This is a genomic window from Comamonas odontotermitis (assembly GCF_020080045.1).
Lineage (GTDB): Bacteria > Pseudomonadota > Gammaproteobacteria > Burkholderiales > Burkholderiaceae_C > Comamonas > Comamonas odontotermitis.
This window is the reverse complement of record NZ_CP083451.1, coordinates 3651975-3678723: the sequence shown is the minus strand read 5'-3', so window position 1 is coordinate 3678723 and position 26749 is coordinate 3651975. Positions and strand designations below refer to the sequence as shown.

The 26749-nt window shown below is 61.7% G+C and carries 27 protein-coding genes; 17 read left to right on the top strand and 10 right to left on the bottom strand.

Translation table 11 applies throughout. The features are described 5' to 3' along the window. The first annotated feature begins 76 nt into the window (after window positions 1-76). The 15 genes from ubiE to LAD35_RS16925 all read left to right on the top strand — a co-directional run bounded on the left by ubiE (window position 77) and on the right by LAD35_RS16925 (window position 14913). On the top strand, window positions 77-808 hold the full coding sequence (gene ubiE, locus LAD35_RS16995) for a bifunctional demethylmenaquinone methyltransferase/2-methoxy-6-polyprenyl-1,4-benzoquinol methylase UbiE (RefSeq protein WP_224150147.1): 732 nt from the start codon (window positions 77-79) through the stop codon (window positions 806-808). A 150-nt stretch (window positions 809-958) separates the two neighbouring features. After that, on the top strand, window positions 959-1951 hold the full coding sequence (locus LAD35_RS16990) for a Tim44 domain-containing protein (RefSeq protein ID WP_224150146.1): 993 nt from the start codon (window positions 959-961) through the stop codon (window positions 1949-1951). Window positions 1952-2298: 347 nt separating this feature from the next. Next, complete coding sequence (locus tag LAD35_RS16985) at window positions 2299-2937, top strand: ubiquinone biosynthesis accessory factor UbiJ (protein WP_224150145.1); 639 nt, start codon at window positions 2299-2301, stop codon at window positions 2935-2937. Then, a complete protein-coding gene (gene ubiB, locus LAD35_RS16980; RefSeq protein ID WP_224150144.1) occupies window positions 2934-4499 on the top strand; it encodes a ubiquinone biosynthesis regulatory protein kinase UbiB in 1566 nt (521 codons plus the stop codon). Before LAD35_RS16985 ends, ubiB begins: the two co-directional genes overlap by 4 nt. Window positions 4500-4526: 27 nt before the next feature. Further along, window positions 4527-5996: a sodium:solute symporter family protein gene (locus tag LAD35_RS16975; RefSeq protein WP_224150143.1), complete on the top strand. Its 1470-nt coding sequence runs from the start codon at window positions 4527-4529 to the stop codon at window positions 5994-5996. A 211-nt stretch (window positions 5997-6207) separates the two neighbouring features. Continuing rightward, the gene (locus LAD35_RS16970; RefSeq protein ID WP_224150142.1) at window positions 6208-6510 is read left to right on the top strand and encodes an FmdB family zinc ribbon protein; all 303 of its coding nucleotides are present in this window, start codon (window positions 6208-6210) and stop codon (window positions 6508-6510) included. Between the two features lie 15 nt (window positions 6511-6525). Continuing rightward, window positions 6526-7164 carry a DUF502 domain-containing protein gene (locus LAD35_RS16965; protein ID WP_224150141.1) on the top strand — a complete coding sequence of 213 codons (639 nt, stop codon included), beginning with the start codon at window positions 6526-6528 and terminating at the stop codon, window positions 7162-7164. A gap of 37 nt (window positions 7165-7201) precedes the next feature. Beyond that, window positions 7202-9010, top strand: coding sequence for an aspartate--tRNA ligase (aspS, locus tag LAD35_RS16960; protein WP_224150140.1), 1809 nt, complete (start codon window positions 7202-7204; stop codon window positions 9008-9010). A gap of 132 nt (window positions 9011-9142) precedes the next feature. Continuing rightward, a complete protein-coding gene (locus tag LAD35_RS16955) occupies window positions 9143-10009 on the top strand; it encodes a CsgG/HfaB family protein (RefSeq protein WP_224150139.1) in 867 nt (288 codons plus the stop codon). Between the two features lie 71 nt (window positions 10010-10080). Further along, window positions 10081-10551: a dihydroneopterin triphosphate diphosphatase gene (gene nudB / locus LAD35_RS16950; protein WP_224150138.1), complete on the top strand. Its 471-nt coding sequence runs from the start codon at window positions 10081-10083 to the stop codon at window positions 10549-10551. After that, window positions 10548-11303, top strand: coding sequence for an endonuclease/exonuclease/phosphatase family protein (locus LAD35_RS16945; protein ID WP_224150137.1), 756 nt, complete (start codon window positions 10548-10550; stop codon window positions 11301-11303). The genes nudB and LAD35_RS16945 overlap by 4 nt, the downstream gene beginning before the upstream one ends. Before the next feature lie 229 nt (window positions 11304-11532). Further along, on the top strand, window positions 11533-12264 hold the full coding sequence (gene folE, locus LAD35_RS16940) for a GTP cyclohydrolase I (RefSeq protein ID WP_224150136.1): 732 nt from the start codon (window positions 11533-11535) through the stop codon (window positions 12262-12264). Window positions 12265-12405: 141 nt separating this feature from the next. After that, a complete protein-coding gene (locus LAD35_RS16935; RefSeq protein ID WP_224150135.1) occupies window positions 12406-13296 on the top strand; it encodes a DMT family transporter in 891 nt (296 codons plus the stop codon). A gap of 18 nt (window positions 13297-13314) precedes the next feature. Further along, window positions 13315-14169, top strand: coding sequence for a DUF429 domain-containing protein (locus LAD35_RS16930; RefSeq protein WP_224150134.1), 855 nt, complete (start codon window positions 13315-13317; stop codon window positions 14167-14169). 84 nt (window positions 14170-14253) lie between these two features. Then, on the top strand, window positions 14254-14913 hold the full coding sequence (locus LAD35_RS16925; RefSeq protein ID WP_224150133.1) for a LysE family translocator: 660 nt from the start codon (window positions 14254-14256) through the stop codon (window positions 14911-14913). Window positions 14914-14923: 10 nt separating this feature from the next. On the opposite strand, the gene LAD35_RS16920 is transcribed toward LAD35_RS16925, so the two are convergent. Next, window positions 14924-15316 (bottom strand): tautomerase family protein, encoded by a 393-nt coding sequence (locus LAD35_RS16920; protein ID WP_224150132.1) that lies wholly within the window; start codon window positions 15314-15316, stop codon window positions 14924-14926. A 116-nt stretch (window positions 15317-15432) separates the two neighbouring features. Here LAD35_RS16920 and LAD35_RS16915 point away from each other — a divergent pair, with 116 nt between their 5' ends. Further along, window positions 15433-16290 (top strand): LysR family transcriptional regulator, encoded by an 858-nt coding sequence (locus tag LAD35_RS16915; RefSeq protein ID WP_224150131.1) that lies wholly within the window; start codon window positions 15433-15435, stop codon window positions 16288-16290. Between the two features lie 111 nt (window positions 16291-16401). Here the strand turns inward: LAD35_RS16915 and LAD35_RS16910 are convergent, their stop codons facing one another. The 7 genes from LAD35_RS16910 to LAD35_RS16880 form a co-directional block, all read right to left on the bottom strand. Continuing rightward, on the bottom strand, window positions 16402-17751 hold the full coding sequence (locus LAD35_RS16910) for a tetratricopeptide repeat protein (RefSeq protein ID WP_224150130.1): 1350 nt from the start codon (window positions 17749-17751) through the stop codon (window positions 16402-16404). Window positions 17752-17765: 14 nt separating this feature from the next. Continuing rightward, complete coding sequence (locus LAD35_RS16905) at window positions 17766-19172, bottom strand: amidase (RefSeq protein WP_224150129.1); 1407 nt, start codon at window positions 19170-19172, stop codon at window positions 17766-17768. A 119-nt stretch (window positions 19173-19291) separates the two neighbouring features. Then, window positions 19292-20782: an ABC transporter substrate-binding protein gene (locus tag LAD35_RS16900; RefSeq protein WP_224150128.1), complete on the bottom strand. Its 1491-nt coding sequence runs from the start codon at window positions 20780-20782 to the stop codon at window positions 19292-19294. A 216-nt stretch (window positions 20783-20998) separates the two neighbouring features. Next, a complete protein-coding gene (locus LAD35_RS16895; RefSeq protein WP_224150127.1) occupies window positions 20999-21856 on the bottom strand; it encodes an ATP-binding cassette domain-containing protein in 858 nt (285 codons plus the stop codon). Then, entirely contained in the window at window positions 21853-22884 is a 1032-nt protein-coding gene (locus LAD35_RS16890) for an ABC transporter ATP-binding protein (RefSeq protein WP_224150126.1), read from the bottom strand. Before LAD35_RS16890 ends, LAD35_RS16895 begins: the two co-directional genes overlap by 4 nt. Window positions 22885-22893: 9 nt before the next feature. After that, a complete protein-coding gene (locus tag LAD35_RS16885; RefSeq protein ID WP_224150125.1) occupies window positions 22894-23802 on the bottom strand; it encodes an ABC transporter permease in 909 nt (302 codons plus the stop codon). 3 nt (window positions 23803-23805) lie between these two features. Next, window positions 23806-24768: an ABC transporter permease gene (locus tag LAD35_RS16880; protein WP_224150124.1), complete on the bottom strand. Its 963-nt coding sequence runs from the start codon at window positions 24766-24768 to the stop codon at window positions 23806-23808. A 196-nt stretch (window positions 24769-24964) separates the two neighbouring features. Here LAD35_RS16880 and LAD35_RS16875 point away from each other — a divergent pair, with 196 nt between their 5' ends. Further along, on the top strand, window positions 24965-25222 hold the full coding sequence (locus LAD35_RS16875; protein ID WP_224150123.1) for a YfhL family 4Fe-4S dicluster ferredoxin: 258 nt from the start codon (window positions 24965-24967) through the stop codon (window positions 25220-25222). Window positions 25223-25294: 72 nt separating this feature from the next. Here the strand turns inward: LAD35_RS16875 and pth are convergent, their stop codons facing one another. Further along, window positions 25295-25903 (bottom strand): aminoacyl-tRNA hydrolase, encoded by a 609-nt coding sequence (gene pth / locus LAD35_RS16870; protein ID WP_224150122.1) that lies wholly within the window; start codon window positions 25901-25903, stop codon window positions 25295-25297. A gap of 178 nt (window positions 25904-26081) precedes the next feature. After that, window positions 26082-26672, bottom strand: coding sequence for a 50S ribosomal protein L25/general stress protein Ctc (locus tag LAD35_RS16865; RefSeq protein WP_224150121.1), 591 nt, complete (start codon window positions 26670-26672; stop codon window positions 26082-26084). Window positions 26673-26749 lie beyond the last annotated feature (77 nt).

Sequence of the window (26749 nt, the reverse complement as noted above, 5' to 3'; positions counted from 1 at the left end):
TACCTTTGATTGCATACCCGCCCATATGGCGGGGTTTGTCAGGAGAGGCGTTGCAGAGCTTGCTAGCATTCGAACTATGAGTACCACCCACTTTGGATTTGAGACGGTTGATGAAAAGGACAAGGCGCGCAAAGTGCGCGGCGTGTTCGATTCGGTTGCGAGCAAGTACGACGTGATGAACGACCTGATGTCCGGTGGGCTGCACCGCATCTGGAAGCAGTACACCGTGATGGTCGCCAACCTCAAGGAAGGCCAGCGCGCGCTGGATATCGCCGGCGGTACGGGCGACCTGTCCCTGGCCTTTGCCAAGAAGGTGGGCAAGAGCGGCCAGGTGGTGCACACCGACATCAACGAAGCCATGCTGCGGGTGGGGCGTGACCGCCTGATCGACAAAGGCATTCATCTGCCCACCATGGTGTGCGATGCCGAGGCGCTGCCTTTTCCCGACAACTACTTTGACGTGGTGAGCGTGGCTTTCGGCCTGCGCAACATGACGCACAAGGATGTGGCCCTCAAGGAAATGAACCGCGTGCTCAAGCCGCGCGGCAAGCTGCTGGTGCTGGAGTTTTCCAAGGTGGCCAAGCCGCTCGAGAAGGCGTACGACTTGTATTCCTTCCAGGTGCTCCCACGTATCGGGCAGATGGTGGCGGGTGACGCGGACAGCTACCGCTATCTGGCTGAATCGATTCGCATGCACCCTGGCCAGAAGGAGTTGAAGGCCATGATGCATCAGGCAGGTTTTGGGCATGTCGACTACCACAACATGACGGCGGGTATCACCGCGTTGCATGTGGGCATCAAGTGCTGATGATTTGAATCGCATGGCAGGTTGAAAAGACGGACGCGGCCCAGCGTCTGGCGCACTACAACACAACAAGCCGACCATGCAGGTAAGGGGCGTAACAGCAAACAGGCCGACACCGAGGGGTGCGTGGGCCGTTAAAAGAATGGAGCAAATATGATGAAACTATGGTCAGTCGCCCTGGTGGTTCTGCTGGCATTTGTGCATGTGGATGCTGATGCCAAACGCATGGGAGGCGGCAAGTCCGTGGGGCAGCAATCGAGCAATGTGACGCAACGCCAGGCAACGCCTTCCCAGGCGCCCAGCCAGGCCGCGCCTGCCCAGCAGGCACAGCGCCCCGCAACCCCGAATGCAGCCCCGCAGGCTGCGCCCAAGAAACCTTGGGGCGCCATGCTGGGTGGCCTGGCCGCCGGTCTGGGCCTGGCCTGGCTGGCACATAGCCTGGGCTTCGGTGAAGCGTTTGCCAACATGCTGCTGGTAGGTCTGGCCATCATGGCGGTGCTGGCGATTGTCGGCTTCATCATGCGCAAGAAGAGTGGTGCGGCAGCGCCCGCCGGCAACTCGCCTTTCGCCTTCCAGGGCGCAGGCAACGCCACGCCTCAGGCGCCCGAATCGGCTCCCATGGCGCGCCAGTACAACCCTGAGAAAGTGGGCAATGATGCATCCGCTCGTCCTTGGGAGCAAGGTGCGGCGCCCGTAGCTGCGGCCGCAGGCGGCAGCATGATCGGCTCGGCCCTGGGTGGCTCGCAGAACTGGGGCGTGCCCGAAGGCTTTGATACCCAGGGCTTTCTGGATGCGGCCAAACGCAATTTCGTGACCTTGCAGGCCGCCTGGGACCGTGGTGATGTTCAGACCCTGCGCTCGATGATGACCGATACCATGTTGACGGAAGTCAAGGGGCAGTTGCAGGACCGCGAGCAGCACCGCGAAGGCGTGCAGCCCAACCAGACCGATGTCGTGATGCTTGAAGCCCAATTGCTGGGTATCGAGGACCTGGGCAATGCCTACATGGCCAGCGTCGAGTTCTCCGGCATGATCCGCGAAGAGGCGAATGCGGGCCCCAGCCCCTTCCGCGAAGTGTGGAACATGACCAAGCCGAAGGACGGCTCCAGCGGCTGGCTGGTCGCCGGTCTGCAAGCACTGCAGTAAGAACGTGGTTGCGATCTCCTCGCGCCGCGACAGTGGCTTTGCGGGATGGGATGCTAGGCGCAATACCGCAGCAATAGCCATGCTATTGCGAGGATTTGCAACAACGCAGACCGCCCGCAAGGCCACTGTCCCTCCGGGTTGGAGTGAAATCGGGCGATTTCTGTGCGCTGTCCCTTGCTTGCACCCCGGTGCAAGCTGCGGCCCATCGCTTCGAACTCATCCCGATTGCACTCCAACGCGGATGCGTAGAGATTGCAAACACGTTCTTGGCGCGGTGTCATAAAACTCCATCGCCATGCCTGTTAATCGGAGGCATGGGCGATCGAGTTGGGGAATAATTGGGGACTATGGCAACACAGTCCCCTTTTTCTTTTCCGGGCGGCATTTTTGCGCGCATTCTGGATTCGGCCCAACCACCGCAGTGGCTGGTGTCCGAGGTGCAACACCGTGTGGTGCTGTTCCTGAACCATGTGCTGATGCAGGAAAGCATCGCCATGGAGCGCCTCACGCGCCAAAGTGGGCGTGTGGTTCAGGTGCAGTGGCGCAGCATTCAATTGGCGCTGCAGATCACGCCAGCCGGCCTGCTGGACCTTGCAGAGCCTGGCGCAACGCCTGATCTGCGCGTGCATGTGGTCGATGAATCGCCACTCGCGCTGGCGCGTGATGTGCTGCAGGGCGAAAAGCCCGCCATCCGCATTGACGGCGATGTGCAGTTCGCCGCCGAGATCCAGTGGCTGGTCGACCATGTCCGCTGGGACGTCGAGGAAGACCTGGCACGCATCGTGGGCGATACGCCCGCGCACTGGCTGGCTTCCTTTGGTCAGCGCATCGCAGTGGCGCTGCGTCAGTTCGTCAACATGGGGGTGCGCACGGCAGACCGCTTTGGCGGTGGCCGCTCCGACCAGCAGGCGCAACCGCCAGCGCCGCCCACGCCCCCGGGCTATGGCGCAGGCGCCGATTCTCCCAGCGAGCGCCAGCCCTCATGAAGCGTTTTTTCCGTGGCTTTACCATCCTGTGGGTGGTGTGGCGCTATGGGCTGGACGACATGGTGCTCTCCAGCTTCAACCACCCGTGGCTCAAGGGCATCACCCGTGTGCTGCGCCTGGGCCGCAAGTGGACGCAGCCGCGCGGCCAGCGGCTGCGCGAAGCGCTGGAGCAGCTCGGACCCATCTTCGTCAAGTTTGGACAGGTGCTTTCGACCCGGCGTGATCTGCTACCCCCCGATATTGCCGAAGAGCTGTCGCTGCTGCAGGACCGCGTGCCTTCGTTTGACCCGCGCATCGCGGTCGAGACCATCGAGCGGGCGTTCCGCAAGCCGATTGCCGAGGTGTTCGTCAGCTTTGATGAAAAACCAGTTGCGAGCGCATCCATAGCCCAGGTGCACTTTGCCACCATCCGCACCCGCGCTGGCGAGCTGCGCGATGTGGCCGTGAAGGTGCTGCGGCCAGGCATGCTGCCGGTGATCGACAGCGACCTGGCGTTGATGCGCACCATGGCTGAGCTGGTGGAGAAATTCTCTGCCGACGGCAAGCGCCTCAAGCCGCGTCAGGTGGTGGCAGAGTTTGACACCTACCTGCACGACGAACTCGATCTGATGCGCGAAGCATCGAACGCTGCCCAGTTGCGCCGCAACATGGAAGGGCTCGATCTGGTGCTGATTCCTGAGGTGTTCTGGGATTTCTGCCACCAGGAGGTGATGGTGATGGAGCGCATGAATGGCGTGCCCATCAACCAGGTTGAAACCTTGCGTGCCGCTGGCGTCGATATCCCAAAACTGGCGCGCGACGGCGTGACCATCTTCTTCACCCAGGTGTTTCGCGACGGCTTTTTCCACGCCGACATGCACCCGGGCAATATCCAGGTGAGCCTGGAGCCCGAGAGCTTTGGCCGCTATATCTCGCTGGATTTCGGCATCGTCGGCACCTTGACGGAGTTTGACAAGGAATACCTGGCGCAGAACTTCACGGCCTTCTTCCGCCGTGATTACAAGCGTGTTGCAGAGCTGCACATCGAAAGCGGCTGGGTGCCGCCCGACACGCGGGTCGACGAGCTGGAAGCGGCGATCCGTGCAGTGTGCGAGCCGTACTTCGACCGCCCGCTCAAGGAGATTTCGCTGGGCATGGTGCTGATGCGTTTGTTCCAGACTTCGCGGCGCTTCCATGTCGAGATTCAGCCGCAGCTCGTGCTGCTGCAAAAAACCTTGCTCAACATCGAAGGCCTGGGCCGACAGTTGGATCCGGATCTGGACCTGTGGAGCACGGCCAAGCCTTTCCTTGAAAAGTGGATGCTCGACCAGATGGGGCCGCAGCGCCTGTGGCGTGAGCTGAAAAGCCAGGCGCCGCGCTATGCCAAGCTGCTGCCGGACATGCCGCGCCTGGTGCACCAGTACCTGTCGCAACAGGGCCGCGACAACGACGAGACTCTCAAGGAACTGCTGGCGCAGCAGAAGCTGACCAACAAGCTGCTGCAGATCATTGTCAGTGGCGGTATCGGTTTTGTCCTGGGGCTGGTGGTGCTGCAGCTCCTGATTCGCGTTCGTATCTTTTGACCTTTTACGCTTTGCAGGAGTGACAACGTGCTGCTCTACATGGTGATTGCCTACCTTTTTGTAACCATTGGCGTGGGCCTGTGGGCCGCCAAACGGGTCAAGAACACGGCGGATTTTGCAGTCGCAGGGCGCCATCTGCCCCTGTTCATGATCATTACGACCACGTTTGCCACCTGGTTTGGCTCGGAGATCGTGCTGGGCGTGCCCGCCAAGTTCATCGAAGGCGGCCTGCGCAATGTGGTGGAAGACCCGTTTGGCGCGGGCACCTGCCTGATTCTGGTGGGCCTGTTCTTTGCCGCCAAGCTCTACCGCATGAACCTGCTGACCATCAGCGATTACTACCGCAAGCGCTACGGCCGGTCGGTGGAGATCATCTGCTCGCTCATCATCATGCTCAGCTATCTGGGCTGGGTGTCGGCGCAGGTCACGGCACTGGGGCTGGTGTTCAACCTGCTCTCGCATGGCGCAATCAGCACCTCGATGGGCATGGTGATCGGCGTGGTTTCGATCCTGGCCTACACGCTGTTTGGCGGCATGTGGTCGGTGGCGGTGACTGATTTCGTGCAGATGATCATCCTGGTGGTCGGCCTGATGGTGCTGGCGTTCTTTGCTTCCGACATGGCGGGCGGCGCCGGCAAGGTCATCGATCTGGCCACCAGCCGTGACCTGTTCCAGTTCTGGCCCGAGCCGACCTGGCATGACATCGTGTTTTTCTTTGCCGCAGCCATCACCATGATGCTGGGCTCGATTCCGCAGCAGGACGTGTTCCAGCGCGTGATGTCGGCCAACAGCGAGAAATCGGCCGTGCGCGGCACGGTGATCGGTGGCTCTGCCTATATCCTGTTTGCCTTTGTGCCCATGTTCCTGGTGGCCAGTGCGCTCATCATCATGCCCGAGGCAACGGCGAGCCTGCTCAAGGAAGATCCGCAGAAGGTGCTGCCCACCCTGGTGATGGAGAAGATGCCGTTCATCATGCAGATCCTGTTCTTCGGCGCACTGCTGTCGGCCATCAAATCCTGTGCATCGGCCACGCTGCTGGCGCCCAGCGTCACCTTTACCGAGAACATCTGGCGCCAGTTCCGCCCCCATGTGAGTGATCATGACAACCTGCGCACCATGCGCATCAGCGTGCTGGTGTTCAGCGCCTGTGTCCTTGCGTACTCGATCAAGATGGAAGGCACGCCGATCTATGAGTTGGTGTCCGGCGCCTACCAGGTGCCGTTGGTGGGGGCGTTTGTGCCGCTCACCATGGGTTTGTATTGGAAGCGCGCGACCACGCAAGGCGCCCTGCTGGCGGTGTTTCTGGGCATCGGCGTGTGGCTGGCGGGCCTCAACATGGCCTGGGGCAGCGCTTTTCCGGCGCAGCTGGCCGGTGTGCTGTCCGCTTTTGCCGGCATGGTGGCAGGCTCGCTTGCACCACAGTGGGTCCCCAACCAGAAGACGGATGTGATTCCGTTTGAGCCGGACGCCGCGCCCGCAGGGGCCATGGCGCGCTGAAGCAGGGCGGTTTCTATAAAAATGAGAGCTGCCTGCGCCTATATCTATTGGCCTTCATGTCATTTTTGATATGAACTTCAATAGCAACAGGCGCTGTCAGCTTTCATTTTTCAATCCATGCCTGCGAATCCCGAAAGGCCCGGCGGCCCGGGCTGGTTTGTGCAAGCCAGCCTATAATCAAGGGTTTCCCTTCGTTTTCTGACTTTGCGCGATGCCTATTTACGCCTACAAGTGCAGTGCCTGCGGATTTGCCAAGGATGTTTTGCAAAAAATATCGGATGCGCCGCTGACCGAATGCCCCGAATGCAAGCAAGCGAGCTTTTCCAAGCAGCTGACTGCGCCGGGCTTCCAGCTCAAGGGCACCGGCTGGTACGCCACCGATTTCAGCGGTAAGAAATCCAGCTCGGACGCGGGCGGAGCTAGCTCGTCCAGCGACAGCAAGGCTGCGCCCGCTGCAGCGCCTGCGCCTGCGCCTGCTGCGGCACCCGCAACCTTAACCAGCTCTGCTGCATAAGGATTCCCACCACCCATGGCTGCACTGCGCAAATGGCTGCTGACCGGATTGCTGGTCGTTGTGCCCGGCGTGATCACGGTCTGGGTGCTCGGCTGGATCGTCGGCACGCTTGACCAGACCCTGCAGATCCTGCCGGAGAGCTGGCAGCCAGACAAGGTCCTGGGCTACCATGTGCCGGGTTTCGGCGTGGTACTCACCCTGGCGATCCTGCTGCTGGTGGGGGGCACGGCCAGCAATTTCGTTGGCCGCAAGCTGGTGAGCTGGGGGGATGCCCTGGTCAGCCGCATACCGGTGGTGCGCTCGATCTATTCCAGCGTCAAACAGGTGTCCGACACCCTGTTTTCCGAAAGCGGCAATGCATTCCGTACCGCCGTCATGGTGCAATGGCCGCATTCCGGCATGTGGACCATCGGTTTCGTGACGGGCGCGCCCGGCGGCGAGCTGGCTGATCATCTGGTCGCAGTGGGTGCGCAGGAAGAATTTGTCAGCGTGTATGTGCCCACCACCCCCAACCCCACGGGCGGTTATCTGGTGATGGTGCGCAAAAGCGACTGTGTGGAACTGAATATGAGCGTGGACGCCGCGCTCAAATACATCGTGTCGATGGGTGTGGTGGCTCCTCCGGAGCAGCGTCCCTCGATCTCCAAAAACTAAAGGACTAGAGCGCCCACAAGGCGCAGGAAGATTGGCTATGGCAATGCGTTCGCAATACTGCGGTCTGGTGACCGAGGCCCAGATGGGCGAAACCGTAACGCTGTGCGGCTGGGTAAACCGCCGTCGCGACCACGGTGGTGTGATCTTTATTGACCTGCGTGACCGCGAAGGCTATGTGCAGGTGGTCTGCGACCCGGACCGCGCCGAGATGTTCAAGACCGCCGAGGGCGTGCGCAACGAATTCTGCGTGCAGGTCAAGGGTGTGGTGCGTGCCCGTCCGGAAGGCACGACCAATGATTCCATCAAGAGCGGCAAGATCGAAGTGCTGTGCCACGAGCTGAATGTGCTCAACGCCTCGGTCACGCCTCCGTTCCAGCTCGATGACGACAACCTGTCGGAAACCGTGCGCCTCACCAACCGCGTGCTGGACCTGCGCCGCCCGGTCATGCAGCGCAACATGATGCTGCGCTACAAGACCGCGATCCAGGTGCGCAACTTCCTCGACAAGGAAGGCTTCATCGACATCGAAACCCCGATGCTGGGCAAGTCCACGCCAGAAGGCGCTCGCGACTATCTGGTGCCTTCGCGCGTGCACGACGGCGAGTTCTACGCACTGCCGCAATCGCCCCAGCTGTACAAGCAGATGCTGATGGTGGCCGGCTACGACCGTTACTACCAGATCACCAAGTGCTTCCGTGACGAAGACCTGCGCGCCGACCGCCAGCCCGAGTTCACGCAGATCGACTGTGAAACCTCGTTCCTGAACGAGGAAGAGATCCGCGCGATCTTCGAGCGCATGATCAAGGAAGTGTTCCAGACCCAGCTGGGCGTGGATCTGGGCGAATTCCCGATGATGACCTACCAGGACGCGGCGTACCGCTTTGGTTCGGACAAGCCGGATCTGCGCGTCAAGCTGGAGTTCACCGAATTGACTGATGTCATGAAGGACGTGGACTTCAAGGTGTTCTCCGGCGCGGCCAACATGAAGGGCGGCCGTGTGGTGGGCCTGCGCGTTCCTGGTGGCGCCCGCGAGCAGGGCGGCCTCTCGCGTGGTGAAATCGACGGTTATACCGAGTTCGTCAAGATCTACGGCGCCAAGGGCTTAGCCTACATCAAGGTCAACGAACTGGCCAAGGGCCGTGATGGCCTGCAGTCGCCCATCGTTAAGAACATCCACGATGCAGCTATTGCTGAGATTCTCAAGCGCACTGGTGCTCAGGATGGCGACCTGATCTTCTTCGGTGCAGACAAGGAAAAGATCGTCAACGACGCCATCGGCGCGTTGCGCATCAAGATCGGCCACAGCGATTTCGGCAAGGCCGGTGGCCTGTTCGAGAACAAGTGGGCACCACTGTGGGTGGTGGATTTCCCGATGTTCGAGTACGACGAGGAAAACGACCGCTGGGCCGCTGTGCACCACCCCTTCACCAGCCCCAAGGACGGTCACGCAGAACTCATGGCCACCGAACCCGGCAAGTGCATCGCCAAGGCCTACGACATGGTTCTGAACGGCTGGGAGCTGGGCGGCGGCTCGGTGCGTATCCACCGTGCCGACGTGCAGGCCAAGGTGTTTGACGCCCTGAACATCACCCCTGAGCAGCAACGTGCCAAGTTCGGCTACCTGCTGGATGCGCTGCAGTACGGCGCGCCTCCGCACGGTGGCCTGGCGTTCGGCCTGGACCGTCTCATCACGCTGATGACGGGCTCCGAGTCCATCCGCGACGTGATTGCTTTCCCCAAGACCCAGCGCGCCCAGGATTTGCTGACGCAGGCGCCTTCGGCCGTGGACGAAAAGCAGTTGCGCGAGCTGCACATCAAGCTGCGCAATGCGGTCGCTGCCCAGTAAGCACTGGCCCGGCATCGGTTTTTGGGGCTGATGCATCTGGCAACGATAAAACGCCAAAGCCGCAAGGTTTTGGCGTTTTGCATTGAAAGCAAGGCTTTATGCTTGCGGGCTCATGATCTGGAGAGGCGAGGCATGCACTACACCAAGGCAGGCACGGTACGAGCGGTAATTGCCATTGCTGCGGCACTGGCGCTGGCCGCCTGCGGCGAAAAGAAGACCGAGTTGGGCGAGGGCGGGTCGGAGATATCGGGCTCCGCCGGGCCTGCTGGCGGGCAGAATGCCCATGCCAGCCTGGAGCGCTGCGATGCGCCGATTGCCACTGTGGCCTTGCTGGAGAATCCGCGCGGCTATGTGATGCCCAGCGCTGCCAACCTGCCACCCACGCCGGTACCACTGGTGCGCCTGTTGATGCAGCAAAGTGGCTGTTTTCGCGTGGTGGACCGTGCGGGCGGCCTGCAGGGCACGATCCGCGAGGGCGAACTGCAGGATGCAGGCTTTCTGCGCCCCAATGGCACGGTGGAAAAGCGCAAAGGCTACGAAGCGCAGTACACCATGGTGCCCAACCTCACTTTCAGCGAGCAGGATGCAGGGCGCGGTCTCGCTGGCATCATTGCGATGATTCCCATGTTGCGCGACATTGCGGGGTTGGCTGGTGTGGCAGAGCAGGTCAAGCTCAAGGAAGCGCAGACGGCGCTCTTTCTTACCGACAATGAAACCACGGAGCAGGTCGCTGCGGCCACGGGTTCGGCCCGCGCCACTGATCTGGGTATGGGGGGCGTGGTATTGGGCAAGCTGGGAGGTGGCGCTGGCGCCGGCTGGAGCAATACGAACGAAGGCAAGGTCATTGCGGCGGCATTCCTCCATGCCCACAACCAGTTGGTGCAGCAGGTGCGCCTGTTGCAGGCCAAGGATCTGCCGCCTCCGGTGGCGACGGCGGGTGCCAATGGCCATGCAAGTTCTGGAAAAAAAGGCGATTCGCGCTCAGTGGATAAGCGCTGAATGCTATTCTTTTTTAAAGGATGCAGGCCGCTGCAACTGCCTTGTTGTGATTTTTCCCGCGCCCCACCATTGTGAATTCCAAGCCTTTCAAAATTCCGCAATCTGTACTGGTCATCATCCATACGGCTGACTTGCAGGTATTGCTGCTGCGCCGTGTGGGCAGCATGGCCGGAGTCGATTACTGGCAGCCTGTGACGGGCAGCAAGGATGCGGAAGATGAAACCTGGGTGCAGACCGCGATCCGGGAGGTGGGCGAAGAAACGGGGATTGATGCCCATCACCCCGATTGCACCCTGCGCGACTGGAACCTGGAGAACATCTACCCCATCTATCCACAGTGGCTGCACCGCTATGCACCCGGGGTCCGCCTGAACACCGAGCACGTACTCAGCCTGCAGGTGCCGTCCTACACCAACATCACCCTCAGCCCGCGAGAGCACAGCGCCTATGCGTGGCATGATTGGAGAGAGGCGGCAGAGCGTTGCTATTCCATATCGAACAGCGAAGCCATTTTGTGGCTGCCAAGGTTCCTGCATCCATGACCGAACTTGACGACGAACATCCGATTCTGCGCGTGGCCACCTACAACATCCACAAGGGTGTGCAAGGGCTGGGGCCGATACGCAGGCTGGAGATCCACAACCTGGGGCTCGCCGTGGAGCAAATGGATGCCGACATCGTCTGCCTGCAGGAGGTGCGCAAGGACAATCGCAAGGAAGCCGGTTTTTTTGACAACTGGCCTGAGCAGACGCAGGCTGACTTTCTGACGCCGCTGGGCTACACCGCTGCCTACTACACCAATGCGCAGACCAAGTGGGGTGAGCACGGCAATGCATTGCTCACGCGCTGGCCGATCCTGGAGACGCACCACCGCGATATCTCGGACCACCGCTTCGAGCAGCGCGGCCTGCTGCATGCCGCCATGCAGATTGCCGGGCGCCGTGTCCATGCAGTGGTGGTACACCTGGGGCTGGTGCATGGCAGCCGCTTGCGCCAGACGGCGCAGATTCAGCAGTTCATCAACGAATACGTACCGGACGACGAGCCGGTGGTGGTAGCGGGCGATTTCAACGACTGGGGGTTCCAGGTCAAGTCCATGCTCGCCGGGTTCGGGCTGTTCGAGTACGACGAGCAGCCGCTGATGACTTATCCCTCGCGCCTGCCGGTGGTGCAGCTCGACCATGTTTACGCGCGGGGCCTGACGCCCTGCGGCCTGTTTGTTCCGCGCGGGCGCATCTGGTGGCGCATGTCCGATCACCTGCCGCTGATTGCAGAGTTCCGCCTGCGGGATTGACGGAGGGCCGGATGCGCGGGCATTCGCTGCCAGCGCCGCTTTGCTGCAAGCGGTGGGCCATGGGAGAGAGGGATCGCTCCGGGAGGGGTACATGCTGCCAGACGAAGACCGGCAACGCTCTAGAATGGTTCGCTATAAAAAATATAGCTTCTTGCGCGCGTCACATAAGCGCAGCGGGCGATAAACACCAATACCCATGAGGACAGATTTCGCTGGTACCATGCCTGCTATGTTTACCGAACTATCCGATCCGAAAAAAGCACCTGCCAGCGCAGAAGGCACACCGGTGTCCGTCAAGATCCGCGAGCGGATAGTGGCGGCCCAGCAGCGCTTCCATGCCAACGACAACATCGCGGATTTCATCGAACCCGGCGAGCTGGAAAAGCTGCTGGACGAGGTGGAGCACAAGATGCAGGGCGTGCTCGACAGCCTGGTCATCAATACCGAAGACGACCACAACACCCGCAACACAGCGCGCCGCGTGGCCAAGATGTACATCAACGAGGTGTTCAAGGGCCGCTATGTGCCGCAACCCGAGGTGACGGCATTCCCCAATGCCGAGCACCTGAACGAGTTGATGATCGTGGGCCCCATCACTGTGCGCAGCGCCTGCAGCCACCACCTGTGCCCGGTCATCGGCAAGGTATGGATTGGCGTGCTGCCCAACAAGAACACCAATGTGATCGGCTTGTCGAAGTATGCGCGCCTGGTGGACTGGGTGCTGGGCCGTCCGCAGATCCAGGAAGAAGCCATCGTGCAACTGGCGGACCTGATCATGAACAAGACCCAACCCGATGGCCTGGCCGTGGTGCTGGAGGCCTCGCATTTCTGCATGTCCTGGCGCGGCGTGCGCGAAATGGACTCGAAGATGCTCAACTCCGTGATGCGTGGCGAGTTTCTGACCAACCCCAACCTGCGGCGTGAATTTCTCTCGCTGATTCCGCAGCGTGCAGGTAACTGAAGTCCTCCATCCACCATCACCAACTGCCCGGCCTTTGCCGGGCGGTTTTTTTGCCCGTGCTGCAGCGCGGTGCTTGCTTCGAAGCGCGGCGGTTTCTGACCCAGTGCGGCACAGAAGCCATTTTTTGAGCAAAGAGGGGACATGACGCTCTACGCGTTTGCGCTGATCATTGTTGCGGGCATCATCCATGCGTTCTGGAACATCGTTGCCAAGAAGGCCGGCGGCGATGCCCGCTTTTCGCTGTTCACCTCGGTGCTCAATGCCATCGTCTGGCTACCGCTGGGCTGGTGGCTGGGCCGCGAGGTGGTGCCGCAGTGGGGTTGGGCGGAATGGGGCTTTGTAGCGGCCAGTGCGCTGCTGCATGTGTTTTATTTCATCATTTTGCTGCGCGGCTACCGTGTGGCCGATCTTACGGTGGTGTACCCGCTGGCGCGCGGCAGCGGGCCTCTGCTGTCGTCATTGGTGGCGGTGCTGTTTCTGGGCGAGCACCTGTCAGCAATGGGGGCCTTGGGTATTGCCGGCGTGGTGGCGGGCGTGTTTCTGATTGCAGGCGGCCCGGCCATGTTGCGCACGGCCACCCAGGGCGGCAGGGGCGAAAAGCGTGAGCGCACCATCAAAGGCCTGTACTACGGCTTGCTGACGGGTGTCTTCATTGCCGCCTACACGGTGGTGGACAGCTATGCCGTCAAGGTGCTGCTGATGTCGCCGATTCTGCTCGATTACATGGGCAACCTGCTGCGCTGCGTGGTGCTGGCGCCGCTGGGCCTGCGCAACCGGGCGGAAACCTGGCGCCTGTGGCAACTGCAGTGGAAATACGCGCTGGTGGTTGCCATCTTCAGCCCGATCGCCTATGTGCTGGTGCTGTACGCTGTGCAAAGCGCGCCCATCTCGCACGTGGCACCAGCGCGTGAGGTGTCGATGCTGTTTGCCGCCTTGATCGGTGGCAAGCTGCTGGGCGAAGGGGACCGCGCCTTGCGTATTGCCGGGGCCGTACTGATTGCAGTGGGCGTGACGGCGCTGGGGCTGGGCTGAGCGATGGCGCGGCCTGCCATGCCATCTGCGCATCCCCTGGTGCTGGGCTGCGATTTCAGCAGCAGCCCCGGCAGGCGAAAACCCATTGTGCAGGCGTATGGTGCTTGGGATGCGGCCAGCCGCAGCGTACAGCTGCAAGGCTTTGCGTGTTTTGCCACGTTGGATGCGTGGAGCGATTTTCTCGCGCAGGACATCGCCTGGGTGGGCGGCTTTGATTTGCCGTTTGCGCTGCCGCGCGAACTGGTGGAGCAACTGGGCTGGCCTATCGATTGGCAAGCCTGCATGCAACACTATGCAGGCCTGGATCGCACCCTGATTCGTGAGCAGTTCAAGGCCTTTTGCGCAGGGCGGCCCGTAGGCGGCAAGTTTGCGCACCGCGCTACCGATGGCCCGGCGGGCTCCAGCCCGTCGATGAAATGGGTCAATCCCCCTGTGGCTTACATGCTGCATGCCGGTGTGCCGCGCCTTCTTGCCGCGGGGGCCGATTTTCCAGGCCTGCTTCGGCGCAAGAGCCGCAAGGTCGCGTTGGAAGCCTATCCCGGCTTGCTGGCCCGCGAGCTGATTGGCCGCGGCAGCTACAAAAGCGATGACAGGCAGCGCCAGACACCCGAGCGCGCTGCTGCGCGGCAGGATTGCCTGGCGGCCCTGCTGCAAGGCGATCATTCGTTGCAGCTGCGCCTGAGTGCCAGTGCGTCGCAGCAGGAATGCATGTTGCAGGACGCAAGCGGCGATCACCTGGATGCCGCCATCTGCATGCTGCAGGCCGCCTGGGGCCTGAGCCGTCATCTGCAGGGCGATGCGCTCTACGGTCTGCCTACGGGTGCGGACCCGCTGGAAGGCTGGATCGTGACCGCCCCGCTGTCGCGCGCGTAAGTGGGGCTAGATGGCAACTGGCAGGCGGCAAGCCATAATGTGCCGGTTTCTGCCTTTGTCTGTAAGTCGCCTGGATACCTTTCTATGCCTACCCTTCAGTCCCTGGTTGCTTTTTTTGGTGTTGCGGTGCTGCTGGCCTTGTCGCCGGGGCCCGACAACCTGTTTGTGCTGATGCAATCGGTGCAACGCGGCTGGCGTGTAGGCATTGCCGTGGTGGTGGGCTTGTGCCTGGGGGTGGTCGTGCACACCACGGCGGTGGCGTTGGGGCTGGCGGCGGTGTTTGCCGCCTCCAGCATTGCGTTCACCGTGCTCAAGTGGTGCGGCGCAGCCTATCTGGCCTACCTGGCCTGGGGGGCGTGGCGGGCGCCTGTTTCTGCAGAGAAATCAGGCAATGGCGCAAGCGCAGAGAGCGCCAATGGCTATGAAATCAGTAGTAAGGAGTTGCTGGCCATGGTGCGCCGTGGCGTGGTGATGAACCTCACCAACCCCAAGGTACTGATCTTCTTTCTGGCATTTTTGCCGCAGTTTGCCGACCCCGCCATTGGCCCGATCGGCCCGCAGATCTTTGTCTTTGGCGCGGTGTTCATACTGGCGGCGTTTCTGGTGTTCGGCGCCATTGCGCTGTTCTCCGGCGTCTTTGGCAATCTGCTGCTGCGTTCACCCCGGGCGCAGTTCTGGCTCAACAAGATCACGGCCGTGGTGTTTGTGGGGCTGGCGGTGAAGCTGGCCACGTCGCAGCGCTGATATGCGCTTGTCACCCTTGGTGGTAGCGGTATTCCTGCGTTTTGCCACCATAGCCGTAGGCGGCAGCGCGGGCATCGATGACATGCACATATGACACCGGGTGCAACTGCGGGTGCAGCGCGGCCATCGTGTCATAGACGGCTTGCAGGTAGCGCGCCTTCTCTGCCTTGGTATTGGTTTCGTCGGTGATGCTGATATCCAGCTGAAACGCGGACTGGCCCAATTCCTCCAGGGTCTTGCCTGCAATCCACCAGTCTTGCGCCGCAACCTGTGTGAACGTGATGGCGATGACTTCGGGCCGCTTGCCCAGAATGTCCTGCGTCAACTGGGCAATGGCCTCGCTGATCTGCTGCTGGCGTTGGGCATTGCGCGGGCCGGAAAGCTGGATGGCGATGTGGGGCATGGTGTTCTCCTGAAAAACCTTGAAAGATGAACGATGGCTCTATTCTGAAAGCCCTCTATGCATCTGTAAAACGGGAAGATATGATTGAATCCATCTGTTAATCCGTTGGATAAATCATGGCTCATCTCGACCTTGCGCAGCTCAGAACCCTGATGGCCGTTGTGGATGCAGGCAGCCTGACGGCTGCAGCGCCCCAGCTTTTTCTTTCGCAGTCGGCCGTCAGTGAGCAGATCAGAAAACTGGAAGACTGCGTGGGCAAACCCCTGCTGCTGCGCAGCAAGACAGGCGTGGTGCCCACGGCAGCGGGCATCCAACTGCTGGGCCATGCACGGGCACTGGTGGGAATGGCAGACCATGCCTTGCGTGACATGCGTGGCATGGCGCTGCAGGGCACGCTCAAGCTCGCTGTCACCGATTACTACAAGCCCGACGCGCTGGCGCACATGCTCAAGGCTCTGGCGCAGCAGCATCCTGCTGTGCGGCTGGAGGTGAGCGTTCTCAAAAGCTCCGATGTGGAAACGGCGCATGCCCAGGGGCAATGCGATCTGGGAGTGGTGATGGCAACGCCTCCCTTCAGGCAGCGTTTGCAGACGCTCGGCCCGGAGGAGGCCTTGGTCTGGGCCCGCGCACGCCACTGGGTGCCAGAGGCCGGACAGCCCTTGCCGCTGCTCGTGCTGCCCGAGACCTGTGCGCTGCGCCAATATGCCGAAGCCCGCCTGCGGCAGCAGGGCGTGGACTATGTGGTGGCGCACCAGGCCTCCGGGGTAGCGGGTTTGCAATCGGCCATTGCTGCAGGCCTGGGGGTGGCGTGCATCAATGCGGCGACTCTGACACAGCACATGGCGCCCGTCTTGCCCGAAGCGGGTTTGCCGAGCCTCACGCGGGTGCAGTTCGGCCTGCTGCCAGCGCGCGCGGCAGAATCCGCGCTGGTGCAGCAGGTGCGGGCATTGCTGCAGTCGGATTGGGTGTCTTAGAGCTGCTAACACAACCCTTGATACGTCGTTGCTTTGCCTTGTCGTACTTTTGTACTGCCACTCCTCGTCTCAACCGCAAATCTACGATTTGCTGGGTTGTGTTAGCGGCTCTTAGTTCTCTGAATCTGCCAGGGCAGGGGGAAGGCCCAGCCCTTGGTAGATGCGCTGCATGTGCCGTGCCAGCCGTTTGGACTGCGGCTGCTGGTTGCGCCAGGGCTGCACCAGGTTCTGCAAGGCCGTCCACCGGCCGGTATGGCGCAATGCGCTCCAGTACAACTGGGTGAACAGGTCGCGCTGAGCGTGGCTGCCGCCGATTTCCACCAGGCGTGCAATCAGCGGCCCCAATTGTCGGGCCGCTTGCTGGTACTGGCCCTGTGCATGGGCCAGCACGCCTCGCGCTGCGGGCAGGCAGACCTCTTGCCAGATGGCGCGCAGTTGGGGGTGTTCCTGCGCATCGGCGTGGCGCTGCATGCTGGCGAGCAGTTGTTGCGCGGCCTCCCACTGCTGGGCGCGGGCCAGGCCGTACAGGTATTGCAGATCCAGAAAAGGCAGCACATGGTCATGCTGGCGCTGCAGCAGGTATGGCGTGAGCTGCTGCCAGCGGTGGCCCACATCGACCCCTTCAAGCTCCAGCCGCGCGAGCAGCGAGATGGAGCCGATCTGGTCCTGCGAGTAGGCGGGCACCACGCCCCAGACCTGGCTGTCGTGCAACTGCAGGGCTTCGTCGTGGCGTTCGTCCTCCACCAGGAACAGCGCCAGATGCCACCAGTTGTGCGTCTGCATGAAGGAGTTGAGGCCGCTCCAGCTGCCGCTGGCGCTCTGCATGAAATCCAGGCCCTCGTCCACACGGCCTTCGGTCAGCAATACATGGGCGAGCGCATGGTGGGCCCAGGGTTCCTTGAAACGCATGTGCACCGCGTGGCGTGCCGCGCCTTCTGCCTGGCGCAGCAGGTGGCATTGCTCGTAGGCAAAGGCCAGCATGCCGTGAAAGTAGGGCACATCGGCGCAGTGCGGCTGGGCCGTGAACGCCATGCGCAGCATGGCAGGAGAATCGCCCAGGTTGAAGGCGTGGTAGTGTGCCAGTTTCAAGGCTGCCAGATCGCGGGGATGGCGCTGCACCAGCGCTTCCAGCTGCGCTGCCGCCAGGGGGGTATCGCCATCTGCCCAGGCTTCGATGGCTGTCAGCCAAAGCATTTCGCGGGCATTGGCCCGCGGTTGCATGGCGCGTGCGCGCTGCAAAAAGGGGCGAGCATTGGAGGCAGCCTGGGCATCTTCTGCAAACAGATGGAGCGCGGCGCTCCAGATCTGTACCAGCGGGCTGTCATCCTGCCCGGCAATCTCCAGCAGGCGCAGCACGCGCATCTCGCACGCGGCAAAGCCTTCGGCAAAGTCGTTCAGATAGGGCAAGGCGGCCGCATCGCAGCTGACCGGGTTACCGTACAGGTCATGCTGGGCGCCCATGCTGCATTCCTCTCTTATGCCGCTGGCGGCTGCGGCCAGGGGTGTTGTGGATCGCGGATCTGCTCGAAAGCACGCGAGAGCTGCAGAACGCCCAGGTCGTCAAACCGGGCGCCTGCCATCTGCAGGCCGATGGGCAGGCCGGCTGCGGTGTAGCCGCAGTTGACGGAGGCCGCAGGCTGCTCAGACATGTTGTAGGGCACGGTAAAGCCGATATGCTCCAGCGGGCGCATTGGGTCGTTGGTGGGTCCGGCCCATTCGGCCTGGAATGCCACATGGGGTGCAACCGGAGAGATGACATAGTCGAACGCGCTGGTGGCGCGAACGGTGGCAACGCGCACCAGGTGGAATTGCTGGCTGGCGTGGAAGACCTCCGTGCCGCTCATGCCCTGGGCGCTGTCGGCCCATGCGCGAATATAGGGCAGCACCTTGTCGCGCTGTTCGCTGCTGAGCGCCTGCATGTCGGTGAACGAGCGCATGCGCCAGAAGTGGTCCATGCCGTCGAGCATGCCCTGTGTCATGAAAGGCTGCATACGCGTGACCTGTGCACCTGCCTCCTGCAGCAGATGGGCGGCACGTTCAACGGCAGCTCTGACTTCGGGCTCCAGCGGCAATCCGCAGCCTGCATCGAGCAGCAGGCCGATGCGCTTGCCCCGGATGAAATCAGGTGTGGTGGTTGCCACCGAGCTCCAGGCAATGTCTTGCGCGGGCAGGCTCATGGTGTCGCGCACGTCGGGAGCCGAGAGCACCTGCATCATCAGTGCCGAATCGGCTACGGTGCGCGTCATCGGCCCTGCGGCGCGACCAGTGTAGGGCGGATCGATCGGAATGCGCCCCAGGCTGGGCTTGAGGCTGTAGATGCCGCACCAGCTGGCAGGCAGCCGCAGCGAGCCGCCGATGTCGGTGCCGATATGCAGCGGGCCGTAGCCAGCTGCGGCAGCCGCGCCACCGCCAGCGCTGGAGCCGCCCGGGCCCTTGCTCAGATCCCAGGGGTTGCGCGCGAGATGGTGAAAACTGGAGAGGCCTGACGACAGCATGCCGTAATCGGGCATGGTGGTCTTGGAGAACATGATGGCGCCCGCTTCCCGCATGCGGGCTGCGGGCGGTGCATCGGCAGCCGCAGGCACCAGCTTGACGGCGGCCGTCCCTGCGGGCAGCGGGTCGCCTTGTGTGGCAATGTTTTCCTTGATGGTGACGGGTACGCCGTCCAGCAGACCGGCTGGTGCGTTCCTGCTCCAGCGCGCTTCGCTTTCGCGCGCCTGCGCCAGGGCTTGTTCGGGGCGGTACAGGTAGGTGGCGCACAGCCGTGGCTCCCACTGCGATACATGGTCGATGACGGATTGCATGACATCGACAGGGGATAGCTCGTGCCTTTGGTAGGCGGCCAGGAGCTCGGTGGCGGGCAGATCGTGCAGCGCGGTCATGGAGACGGTGAGTGGAATCGGTTGGGTTTCAATGAAAAAAGCCCATCACGGCACGTTGCCTGTGATGGGCTTGGCGTGAGGCGAACAGGCCCTGCAGCAAGCGTAGCAAGCCGCGTTGTTTATGCCCAGTACATGGATGACAGGTCGTTGACGAAGATCGGCATGTCCTTCCACAGGCCGCGCAGGTTCTTGGCGGCAACCGTGATCCACTGCGGCTGGTACAGGTAGACGTTGGCGGCGTCCTCGGCCAGCAGGCGTTGCGCGTCGCCCAGCAGGCGGGCGCGGTCGGCGGGGCGCGCTTCCAGCTTGATCTGCTCGAACAGCTTGTTGAATTTTTCCGACTTGTAGCCCCAGTAGTAATCCGTGCGGGTGTAGTTTTCCAGGTCAAACGGCTCGACGTGCGAGATGATCGACAGGTCGTAGTTCTTGTTGGTATAGGTGCCCGAGAGCCACTGCGCCCATTCCACGTTCTGCAGCTTCACATCGATGCCAATCTTGGACAGCTGGGCTGCGACGATCTCACCGCCCTGGCGCGCATACGGCGTGGGAGGGAGGGTCATGGTCAGCTGCAGAGGCGTCTTGACACCGGCTTCGGCCAGCAGCTTCTTGGCTTTCTCGACGTCATAGGGGTTGATGCCGGTGGTATCGACATAGCCGAACGCGCCGGGCACGTAGTGGCTGCCGATCGGCACACCCAGGCCTTCTGCAGCACCTGCGATCACGGCCTTGCGGTCAATGGCGGCCGACAGCGCGCGGCGAACGCGTACATCATCGAGCGGTTTGCGGCGTTCGTTGATGGCGACGATGGTCTTGGCGCGCGATCCGCTGGTCACCACCTGGTAGCGCGGGTTGGATCTGAACTGGTCAACGCCTCGAGGCGTTGCGCGGGGGAATACATCGACGTCGCCTGCCAGCAGCGCAGCCACCTGGGCCGCAGCATCCGAGATGAAGCGGAAGGTGGCGCGGCGGATGCGAATGGTGCCTGCATTGCGGTACTGGGGCCATGCCTCCAGGGTGATCGACGCGCCCTTGCTCCAGTTGCCCAGTTTGTAGGGGCCAGTGCCCACGGGCTTGGTGGCGTTGGTATCGGCGCTCTTGGGGTCGACGATGATGGAGGTAGCCTGGCCCAGCACAAAGAGCAGGTCAGGGTCGATTTCCTTGTTGAGGATCACGACGGTGTGCTCATCCACCACCTGGGCTGTCAGGTTGGCAAAGGTGCGCTTGTCCTTGTTGGTGCTTTTTTCGCCAGCGGCGCGGTCGAACGAGAATTTGACCGACTGGGCGTTGAAGGCCTCGCCGTTGTGGAAGGTGACGCCCTTGCGCAGCTTGAAGGTATAGGTCTTCAGATCGGGCGAGACTTCCCAGCTTTCGGCCAGCAGGGGCGATACGCTTCCATCGGAATTGACTTTGGTCAGCGTTTCATAGATGTTGTACTGGGTGATCTCCGCAATGGAGGAGGCCGCGCCGGCCGTGGGATCGAGCCCTGGCGGCTCCAGCGTCATGCCGAGCACAACAGTGTCTTTCTTGTTCTGCGCTTGGGCGGTGGCGGGCAGCCACAGTGGCAGCGGGGCCAGTGCGCCTGCGGCAAGCAGATTTCTACGATTCAGCATCCAGGAACTCCTTGGAACAATTTTCTAGCGGATGACGGATTCATGGTCCTCGGTTCTGCTCTGAAAAGAAGAGCGGGTGGCGCGCGTCGCTGCTGCATTATCAATGGTCTTAGGGTTTAAGACCAAGAGCATCAAGCGCTGGCAGCTATGGTTTTTGTGTGCTGCACCGCAGATGACCTGCCACGTTCCTCCAAAGACAGAACCTTGAGACTCAGGTTATACAGGACTTGGCATGGCCTGCGCCTGCATGGTCTGTGTAGCCTGCAGATGGCGGCGCCGGGGCCGTACCTGCGGCACTGCACCCACCAGCTTTTGCGTGTAGGGGTGCTGCGCATGCTGGAACAGCTGCGCGGGCGTGCCGCGCTCCACGATTTCGCCCTTGTAGAGAACGACCACTTCATCGCACAGATGGTTGATGACGGCCAGATCGTGGCTGATCAGCATGTAGGTGATCCCAAACTCAGTCTGCAGGTCCTGCATCAGGTTGAGCACCTGGGCCTGTACGGACACATCGAGTGCGCTGACCGGTTCATCGGCCACGATCAGCTGGGGCTTTGTGATGAGGGCGCGCGCAATGGCAATGCGCTGGCGCTGGCCGCCAGAGAATTCATGCGGGTACTTGTCCACGTCCTGCGGGCGCATGCCCACCTGCTGCAACACCTCGATGGTGCGGGCGCGCTGCTCGGCACGGCTGCTGTCTCCCTGAGCCTGCAGTGGCTCGCTGACGATGCGCTCCACCGTCTGGCGCGGGTCCAGCGAGCCATATGGGTCCTGAAACACCATCTGGAAATCCTTGCGCGCGCTGCGCAGGGCATCCGCCGGCATGCGGTGCAAATCCTGGCCCTGCAGCAGCACCTGGCCGGAGGTCGGTGCGTCAAGCGCCATCACCAGGCGTGCCAGGGTCGATTTGCCTGAGCCCGACTCGCCTACTACGCCCAGGCTCTTGCCTGCATGCAGGCTAAAGCCCACGCCCTTGAGCGCCTCTACCGTGGGCGGCGCGGTAAAGAGTTTTTCGCGGGGCAGGGTGTAGGTGCGCACCAGATCGCGAACCTCCAGCAAAGGGATACTGCTCATACGGTGGCTCCTGCGTCGGTGGTGGCTGTTGCGTAGGCTTCGGGGCGCAGGCAATGCACCTGGTGGGCTTGGTCAGGTTCTCCTGCCGCTTCAGCCACCAGATCAATACAAGGCGGCACCTGCGCAGCACAGGCCGGCTGGGTGAAGCTGCAACGTCCGGCAAAGGTGCAACCGACAGGCAGGTCCACCAGCTCCGGCACGGTGCCGGCAATGGTCTGCAGGCGCTGGGGCTTGCCATCAACACGCGGCTGCATGCTGGGGCGCGCCGCCAGCAGGCCGCGGGTATAGGGGTGGGCCATGTGCTCGAATACTGCCTCGGTGCTGCCCGATTCGACCACGGTGCCGCCGTACATCACCACCATCTTGTCGACGTTCTGCGAGATCACCCCCAGGTCGTGCGATATCAGCAGCAGCGCCATGTTGCGCTCGGCCACCAGGCCATTGATGAGATCGAGGATCTGCTGCTGGATGGTCACATCCAGCGCCGTGGTGGGCTCGTCGGCAATCAACAGATCGGGCCCGCAGGCCAGCGCCATCGCAATGGTGATGCGCTGGCGCTGGCCGCCGGAGAACTGGTGGGGATAGGCATCGTAACGCTGCGCTGGCTGGGCGATCCCGACGCGATCGAGCATGGCAATGGCATCGTTGCGGGCCTGGCGTGCGCTCATGCCTTTGTGCAGGCGAAGGGGCTCGCTGATCTGGTGGCCAATGGTCTGCACGGGGTTCAATGCCGTCATCGGCTCCTGAAAGATCATGCCGATGCGGTTTCCGCGCACCGTGCGCCACCAGCGGTCGGGCTGGCCAACCAGGCTGTGGCCGTCAAACAATGCGCTACCACTCACCTGCGCAGATTCGGGCAGCAAACCCATCAACGCCATGGCGGTGATGGATTTTCCGCAGCCCGATTCGCCAATCAACCCCAGTGCCTGCCCGCGCTCGATCTGGAAACTGATGTCGCGCACAGCCCGTGCCGGGCCACGGTGCGTCTGGAGCTGGATGCTGAGGTTGGATACATCTATCAAAGCCATGGCCAATCCTTAGCGTTTGCGGGCCAGACGGGGATCGAGCAGATCGCGCAGACCGTCGCCGAGCAAATTGAGGCCCAGCACCGACAGCGCAATCGCCACGCCCGGAAACACAGCAAGCAGGGGGGCCTGGAACATCAGGGTCTGCGCTTCGCTCAGCATGCGGCCCCAGGACGGCTGTGGCGGCTGTGTGCCCAGGCCCAGGTAGGACAGCGCGGCCTCGGCCAGAATCGCCAGTGCAAACTGTATGGTGGCCTGCACGATCAAAACCGACAGGATATTGGGCAGCACGTGCTGCCAGGTGATGCTCCAGCTGTTCTTGCCGCAGGAGCGGGCCGCCAGAATGTACTCTCGCGACCAGATGGCATTGGCCGATGCACGGGTGATGCGTGCAAAGGTCGGAATATTGAAGATGCCGATGGCAATGATGGAATTGACAATGCCCGCACCAAACACGGCCGTCAACATGATGGCCGAGAGAATGGCGGGAAAGGCAAAGGTGAAGTCGGACAGCCGCATGATGGTTTCTTCCACCCAGCCGCGCTTGGCAGCCGCCAGCAGCCCCAGGGCGGTGCCGATGGTCAGACCAATGCCCACCGCCACAAGGCCTACGAGAATCGAATTGCGGGCGCCCACCAGCAATTGCGACGCCACATCCCGGCCATAGGCATCGGTGCCCAGCCAGTGCGCCAGCGTCGGAGCCTGGAGCTTGGCTTCCATATTGATATCGTAGGGAGACCACGGCGTCCACAGATACGAAATCGCTGCGGCCAGCAGGAGCGCGAGCGTGAGGACAGCACCGATGATGAAACTGGGGTTGTGCCGCGCACGGCGCCAGAAGCTGGGGGCTGCGGGAGCCGCGCGCGCCGGAAGCGCTGTAGTCGGCAGCGGCGCTGCCAGAGGGGAAGAGGGCTGGCTCATAGCTTAGATGTCACTGGCCTTGATACGGGGGTCGATCATGGCGTAGAGCAGATCGACCAGGAAATTGACCACCACCACCATCGATGCCAGCAGCATGACGCAGTTACGCACCACCATCAGGTCGCGGTTGGCGATGGACTGAAAAATCAACCGTCCCATGCCTGGCAGGTAGAACACGTTCTCCACCACGATGGTGCCTGCCAGCAGATTGGCAAATTGCAGCCCCATGACGGTGACTACGGGAATCAGCGCATTTCGCAGCACATGCTTGTAGAGCGCAGCACGCTGGGACAGGCCTTTGGCGCGAGCGGTGCGCACAAAATCCTCGCGCAGCACTTCCAGCACGGCAGACCGCGTGATGCGGGCCAGAATGGCCGCCTGCACCACGGCCAGGGACACGGCGGGCAGCATCAGCGCCTTGATGGCGCCCCAGAACGAGCCGCCCGATGCCTCCGTCCAGCCCGGAAAGCCGCCGGCCGAAAACCATTTGAGCTGCACCGAAAACAACAGAATCAGCAAAATGGCAAACCAGAAGTTGGGAATGGCGATGCCCAGCTGCGCCAGACCCATGACGCTGACGTCGCCAATCTTGTTATGGTGGCTGGCAGCATAGATTCCGGCAACCAGGGCCACGGCGGTGGTGATGACCATGGCCATCACTGCCAGCGGAACGGTGAGGGCAAGGCGCTCGGAGATCAGCTCCAGCACCGGTGTGCCATAGCTGTAGCTGTTGCCCAGATCGAGTTGCACCAGGCCACTGATCCAGTGCCAGTAGCGCTCCCAGGCTGGCTGGTTCAGGCCCAGTTGCTCGGCCAGTTCGGCCACTGCCTCGGGAGCGGCATCAGGCCCCATCAGCATCTGGGCTGCGTTGCCGGGCAGTATTTCAAGCACCAGAAACACGACGATGGACGTACCCAGCAGTGTGAGCAGCAGCGTGAGGGTGCGCTTGATGAAAAAAAGACCCATGGTCGGCTGTCGTGGTTAAGTGTTCTCAAAAACAATAGCGAAGACTCTTGTCTTGGTAAGCGTTGCCAGCATAACGCGAAAAATTCCGGCACACCATGCATGCTTACTCGCAAAGACGCGAGTATGGCGAAGGCGAAGGCGGGATAATGTCGCTCATGTCACACTTTTTGCTCCATTCCAACATGGAGGTGCAACCATGGCTTTGATGATTACCGATGAGTGCATCAACTGCGATGTGTGCGAGCCTGAATGCCCGAACGATGCCATCTATCTGGGAGAGGCGTACTACGAGATCGAGCCGAACAAATGCACCGAGTGCGTAGGGCACTTTGACGAACCCCAATGCGTGCAGATCTGTCCGGTAGCGTGTATTCCGGTCAACCCCGAGTTTGTGGAGAACCAGGAGACGCTGATGCAGAAGTACCTGCGTCTTCAGGCAGAGAAGGGCTTGTAGCCTGCTGCGTCGTTCATCGTCCAAAACGAAAAAAGCGCCATCAGGGCGCTTTTTCGGTATTTGGGGGCAAGATCAGGTGCCCGCGGGCCGTGGAGGCTTGGGACGGGCCGGTTTGGTGGTGTGGATCTTGAGGGTGGCCTTTTCCATGTCGCCGGACAGGAGTTCTGGTGCAGCCTGCATGGCATGGATGATGCTGTCTTCAATCAAAGTGCGCTGGTCGGGGGCTGGCTTGCGCAGCACCCAGTGAGGCACTTCCTCCTTGTTGCCGGGGTGACCAATGCCGATGCGCAGGCGCCAGTAGTCAGGCGAGCCCAGTTGCGCATGGATGTCGCGCAGGCCATTGTGGCCACCATGACCGCCACCTTTCTTGAGCTTGACCTGACCAGGGGGAAGGTCGAGCTCGTCGTGCGCGACCAGAACTTCTTCTGGCTTGATCTTGAAAAAACGTGCCAGAGCGCCCACCGACTTACCGGAGAGGTTCATGAAAGTTTGCGGCTCCAGCAACCAGATGGATTCGCCTTGCACCGTTGTGCGGGCGACGAGGCCGTAGTAGTTGCGGTCAGGAGTGAGCTGTACGCGCAGATGGCTGGCGAGCGCATCGATCCACCAGAAGCCCGCGTTGTGGCGGGTGCCTTCATATTCCGGTCCGGGGTTGCCGAGGCCAACAAACAACTTGATCATGGGCGAGAATTATCGGTGCTGCGAAGGTGCATTCCGCATACCCTGCAGGGTGCGGGTGATGTCCTTCTGAAGAAGAGCTATTGTCTCGATGGAGCATGGAGATGAAAAAAAGGCTGCATTGTGACCAATGCAGCCTTTTGGGGTATTTCAGCGCCAATGCGCCGTCATACCTATGTGCTTACTCAGCAGCAGGAGCGGCTTCGTCAGCAGCGCCACCAGCAGGAGCAGCCACGGAGATCACAGCAGCATTGCTGTGGGAAACCAGGGTCACGCCCTTAGGCAGAGCCACATCGTTCAGGTGCAGGGTTGCACCCTTTTCCAGCTTGCTCAGGTCCACGTTGATGAATTCAGGCAGATCCTTGGGCATGCAGCGGACTTCGATTTCGGTCACGACTGGCGTAACCATGCACTTGTCGATCTTCACTGCAGGCGATTCTTCGGCGCCGGAGTAGTGCACAGGCACCTTCATGGTCAGCACGGTGTTGGCGTCCACGCGTTGGAAGTCAACGTGCAGAACCAGTTGCTTGAAGGGGTGGTACTGCACATTGCGCAGCAGCACTTGGCTCTTGGCGCCGTCCAGATCCATTTCCAGCACGGATGCGTGGAAAGCTTCTTTCTTCAGGGCGTACCACAGCGTGTTGTGGTCCACTTCAACCAATTGAGGCTCGGCTGCACCACCGTAGATGATGCCGGGCGTACGGCCAGAATTACGCAGGCGGCGGCTCGCACCCGTACCTTGCTTAGCGCGCGCAAAAGCGACAACGTTCATTTTTATACTCCAATGGGGATAGGCCGCGACCAGCCTACCCGGTTAAAAAGGCCGCTGCATTTGCAGCGGCCAGCGAA

Coding starts and splice junctions, on each gene's coding strand:
- ubiE (WP_224150147.1), top strand. CDS start 77: ATGAGTACCACCCACTTTGGATTTGAGACGGTTGATGAAAAGGACAAG.
- LAD35_RS16990 (WP_224150146.1), top strand. CDS start 959: ATGATGAAACTATGGTCAGTCGCCCTGGTGGTTCTGCTGGCATTTGTG.
- LAD35_RS16985 (WP_224150145.1), top strand. CDS start 2,299: ATGGCAACACAGTCCCCTTTTTCTTTTCCGGGCGGCATTTTTGCGCGC.
- ubiB (WP_224150144.1), top strand. CDS start 2,934: ATGAAGCGTTTTTTCCGTGGCTTTACCATCCTGTGGGTGGTGTGGCGC.
- LAD35_RS16970 (WP_224150142.1), top strand. CDS start 6,208: ATGCCTATTTACGCCTACAAGTGCAGTGCCTGCGGATTTGCCAAGGAT.
- LAD35_RS16965 (WP_224150141.1), top strand. CDS start 6,526: ATGGCTGCACTGCGCAAATGGCTGCTGACCGGATTGCTGGTCGTTGTG.
- aspS (WP_224150140.1), top strand. CDS start 7,202: ATGGCAATGCGTTCGCAATACTGCGGTCTGGTGACCGAGGCCCAGATG.
- LAD35_RS16955 (WP_224150139.1), top strand. CDS start 9,143: ATGCACTACACCAAGGCAGGCACGGTACGAGCGGTAATTGCCATTGCT.
- LAD35_RS16945 (WP_224150137.1), top strand. CDS start 10,548: ATGACCGAACTTGACGACGAACATCCGATTCTGCGCGTGGCCACCTAC.
- folE (WP_224150136.1), top strand. CDS start 11,533: ATGTTTACCGAACTATCCGATCCGAAAAAAGCACCTGCCAGCGCAGAA.
- LAD35_RS16935 (WP_224150135.1), top strand. CDS start 12,406: ATGACGCTCTACGCGTTTGCGCTGATCATTGTTGCGGGCATCATCCAT.
- LAD35_RS16930 (WP_224150134.1), top strand. CDS start 13,315: ATGCCATCTGCGCATCCCCTGGTGCTGGGCTGCGATTTCAGCAGCAGC.
- LAD35_RS16925 (WP_224150133.1), top strand. CDS start 14,254: ATGCCTACCCTTCAGTCCCTGGTTGCTTTTTTTGGTGTTGCGGTGCTG.
- LAD35_RS16920 (WP_224150132.1), bottom strand. CDS start 15,316: ATGCCCCACATCGCCATCCAGCTTTCCGGCCCGCGCAATGCCCAACGC.
- LAD35_RS16915 (WP_224150131.1), top strand. CDS start 15,433: ATGGCTCATCTCGACCTTGCGCAGCTCAGAACCCTGATGGCCGTTGTG.
- LAD35_RS16910 (WP_224150130.1), bottom strand. CDS start 17,751: ATGGGCGCCCAGCATGACCTGTACGGTAACCCGGTCAGCTGCGATGCG.
- LAD35_RS16905 (WP_224150129.1), bottom strand. CDS start 19,172: ATGACCGCGCTGCACGATCTGCCCGCCACCGAGCTCCTGGCCGCCTAC.
- LAD35_RS16900 (WP_224150128.1), bottom strand. CDS start 20,782: ATGCTGAATCGTAGAAATCTGCTTGCCGCAGGCGCACTGGCCCCGCTG.
- LAD35_RS16895 (WP_224150127.1), bottom strand. CDS start 21,856: ATGAGCAGTATCCCTTTGCTGGAGGTTCGCGATCTGGTGCGCACCTAC.
- LAD35_RS16890 (WP_224150126.1), bottom strand. CDS start 22,884: ATGGCTTTGATAGATGTATCCAACCTCAGCATCCAGCTCCAGACGCAC.
- LAD35_RS16885 (WP_224150125.1), bottom strand. CDS start 23,802: ATGAGCCAGCCCTCTTCCCCTCTGGCAGCGCCGCTGCCGACTACAGCG.
- LAD35_RS16880 (WP_224150124.1), bottom strand. CDS start 24,768: ATGGGTCTTTTTTTCATCAAGCGCACCCTCACGCTGCTGCTCACACTG.
- LAD35_RS16875 (WP_224150123.1), top strand. CDS start 24,965: ATGGCTTTGATGATTACCGATGAGTGCATCAACTGCGATGTGTGCGAG.
- pth (WP_224150122.1), bottom strand. CDS start 25,903: ATGATCAAGTTGTTTGTTGGCCTCGGCAACCCCGGACCGGAATATGAA.
- LAD35_RS16865 (WP_224150121.1), bottom strand. CDS start 26,672: ATGAACGTTGTCGCTTTTGCGCGCGCTAAGCAAGGTACGGGTGCGAGC.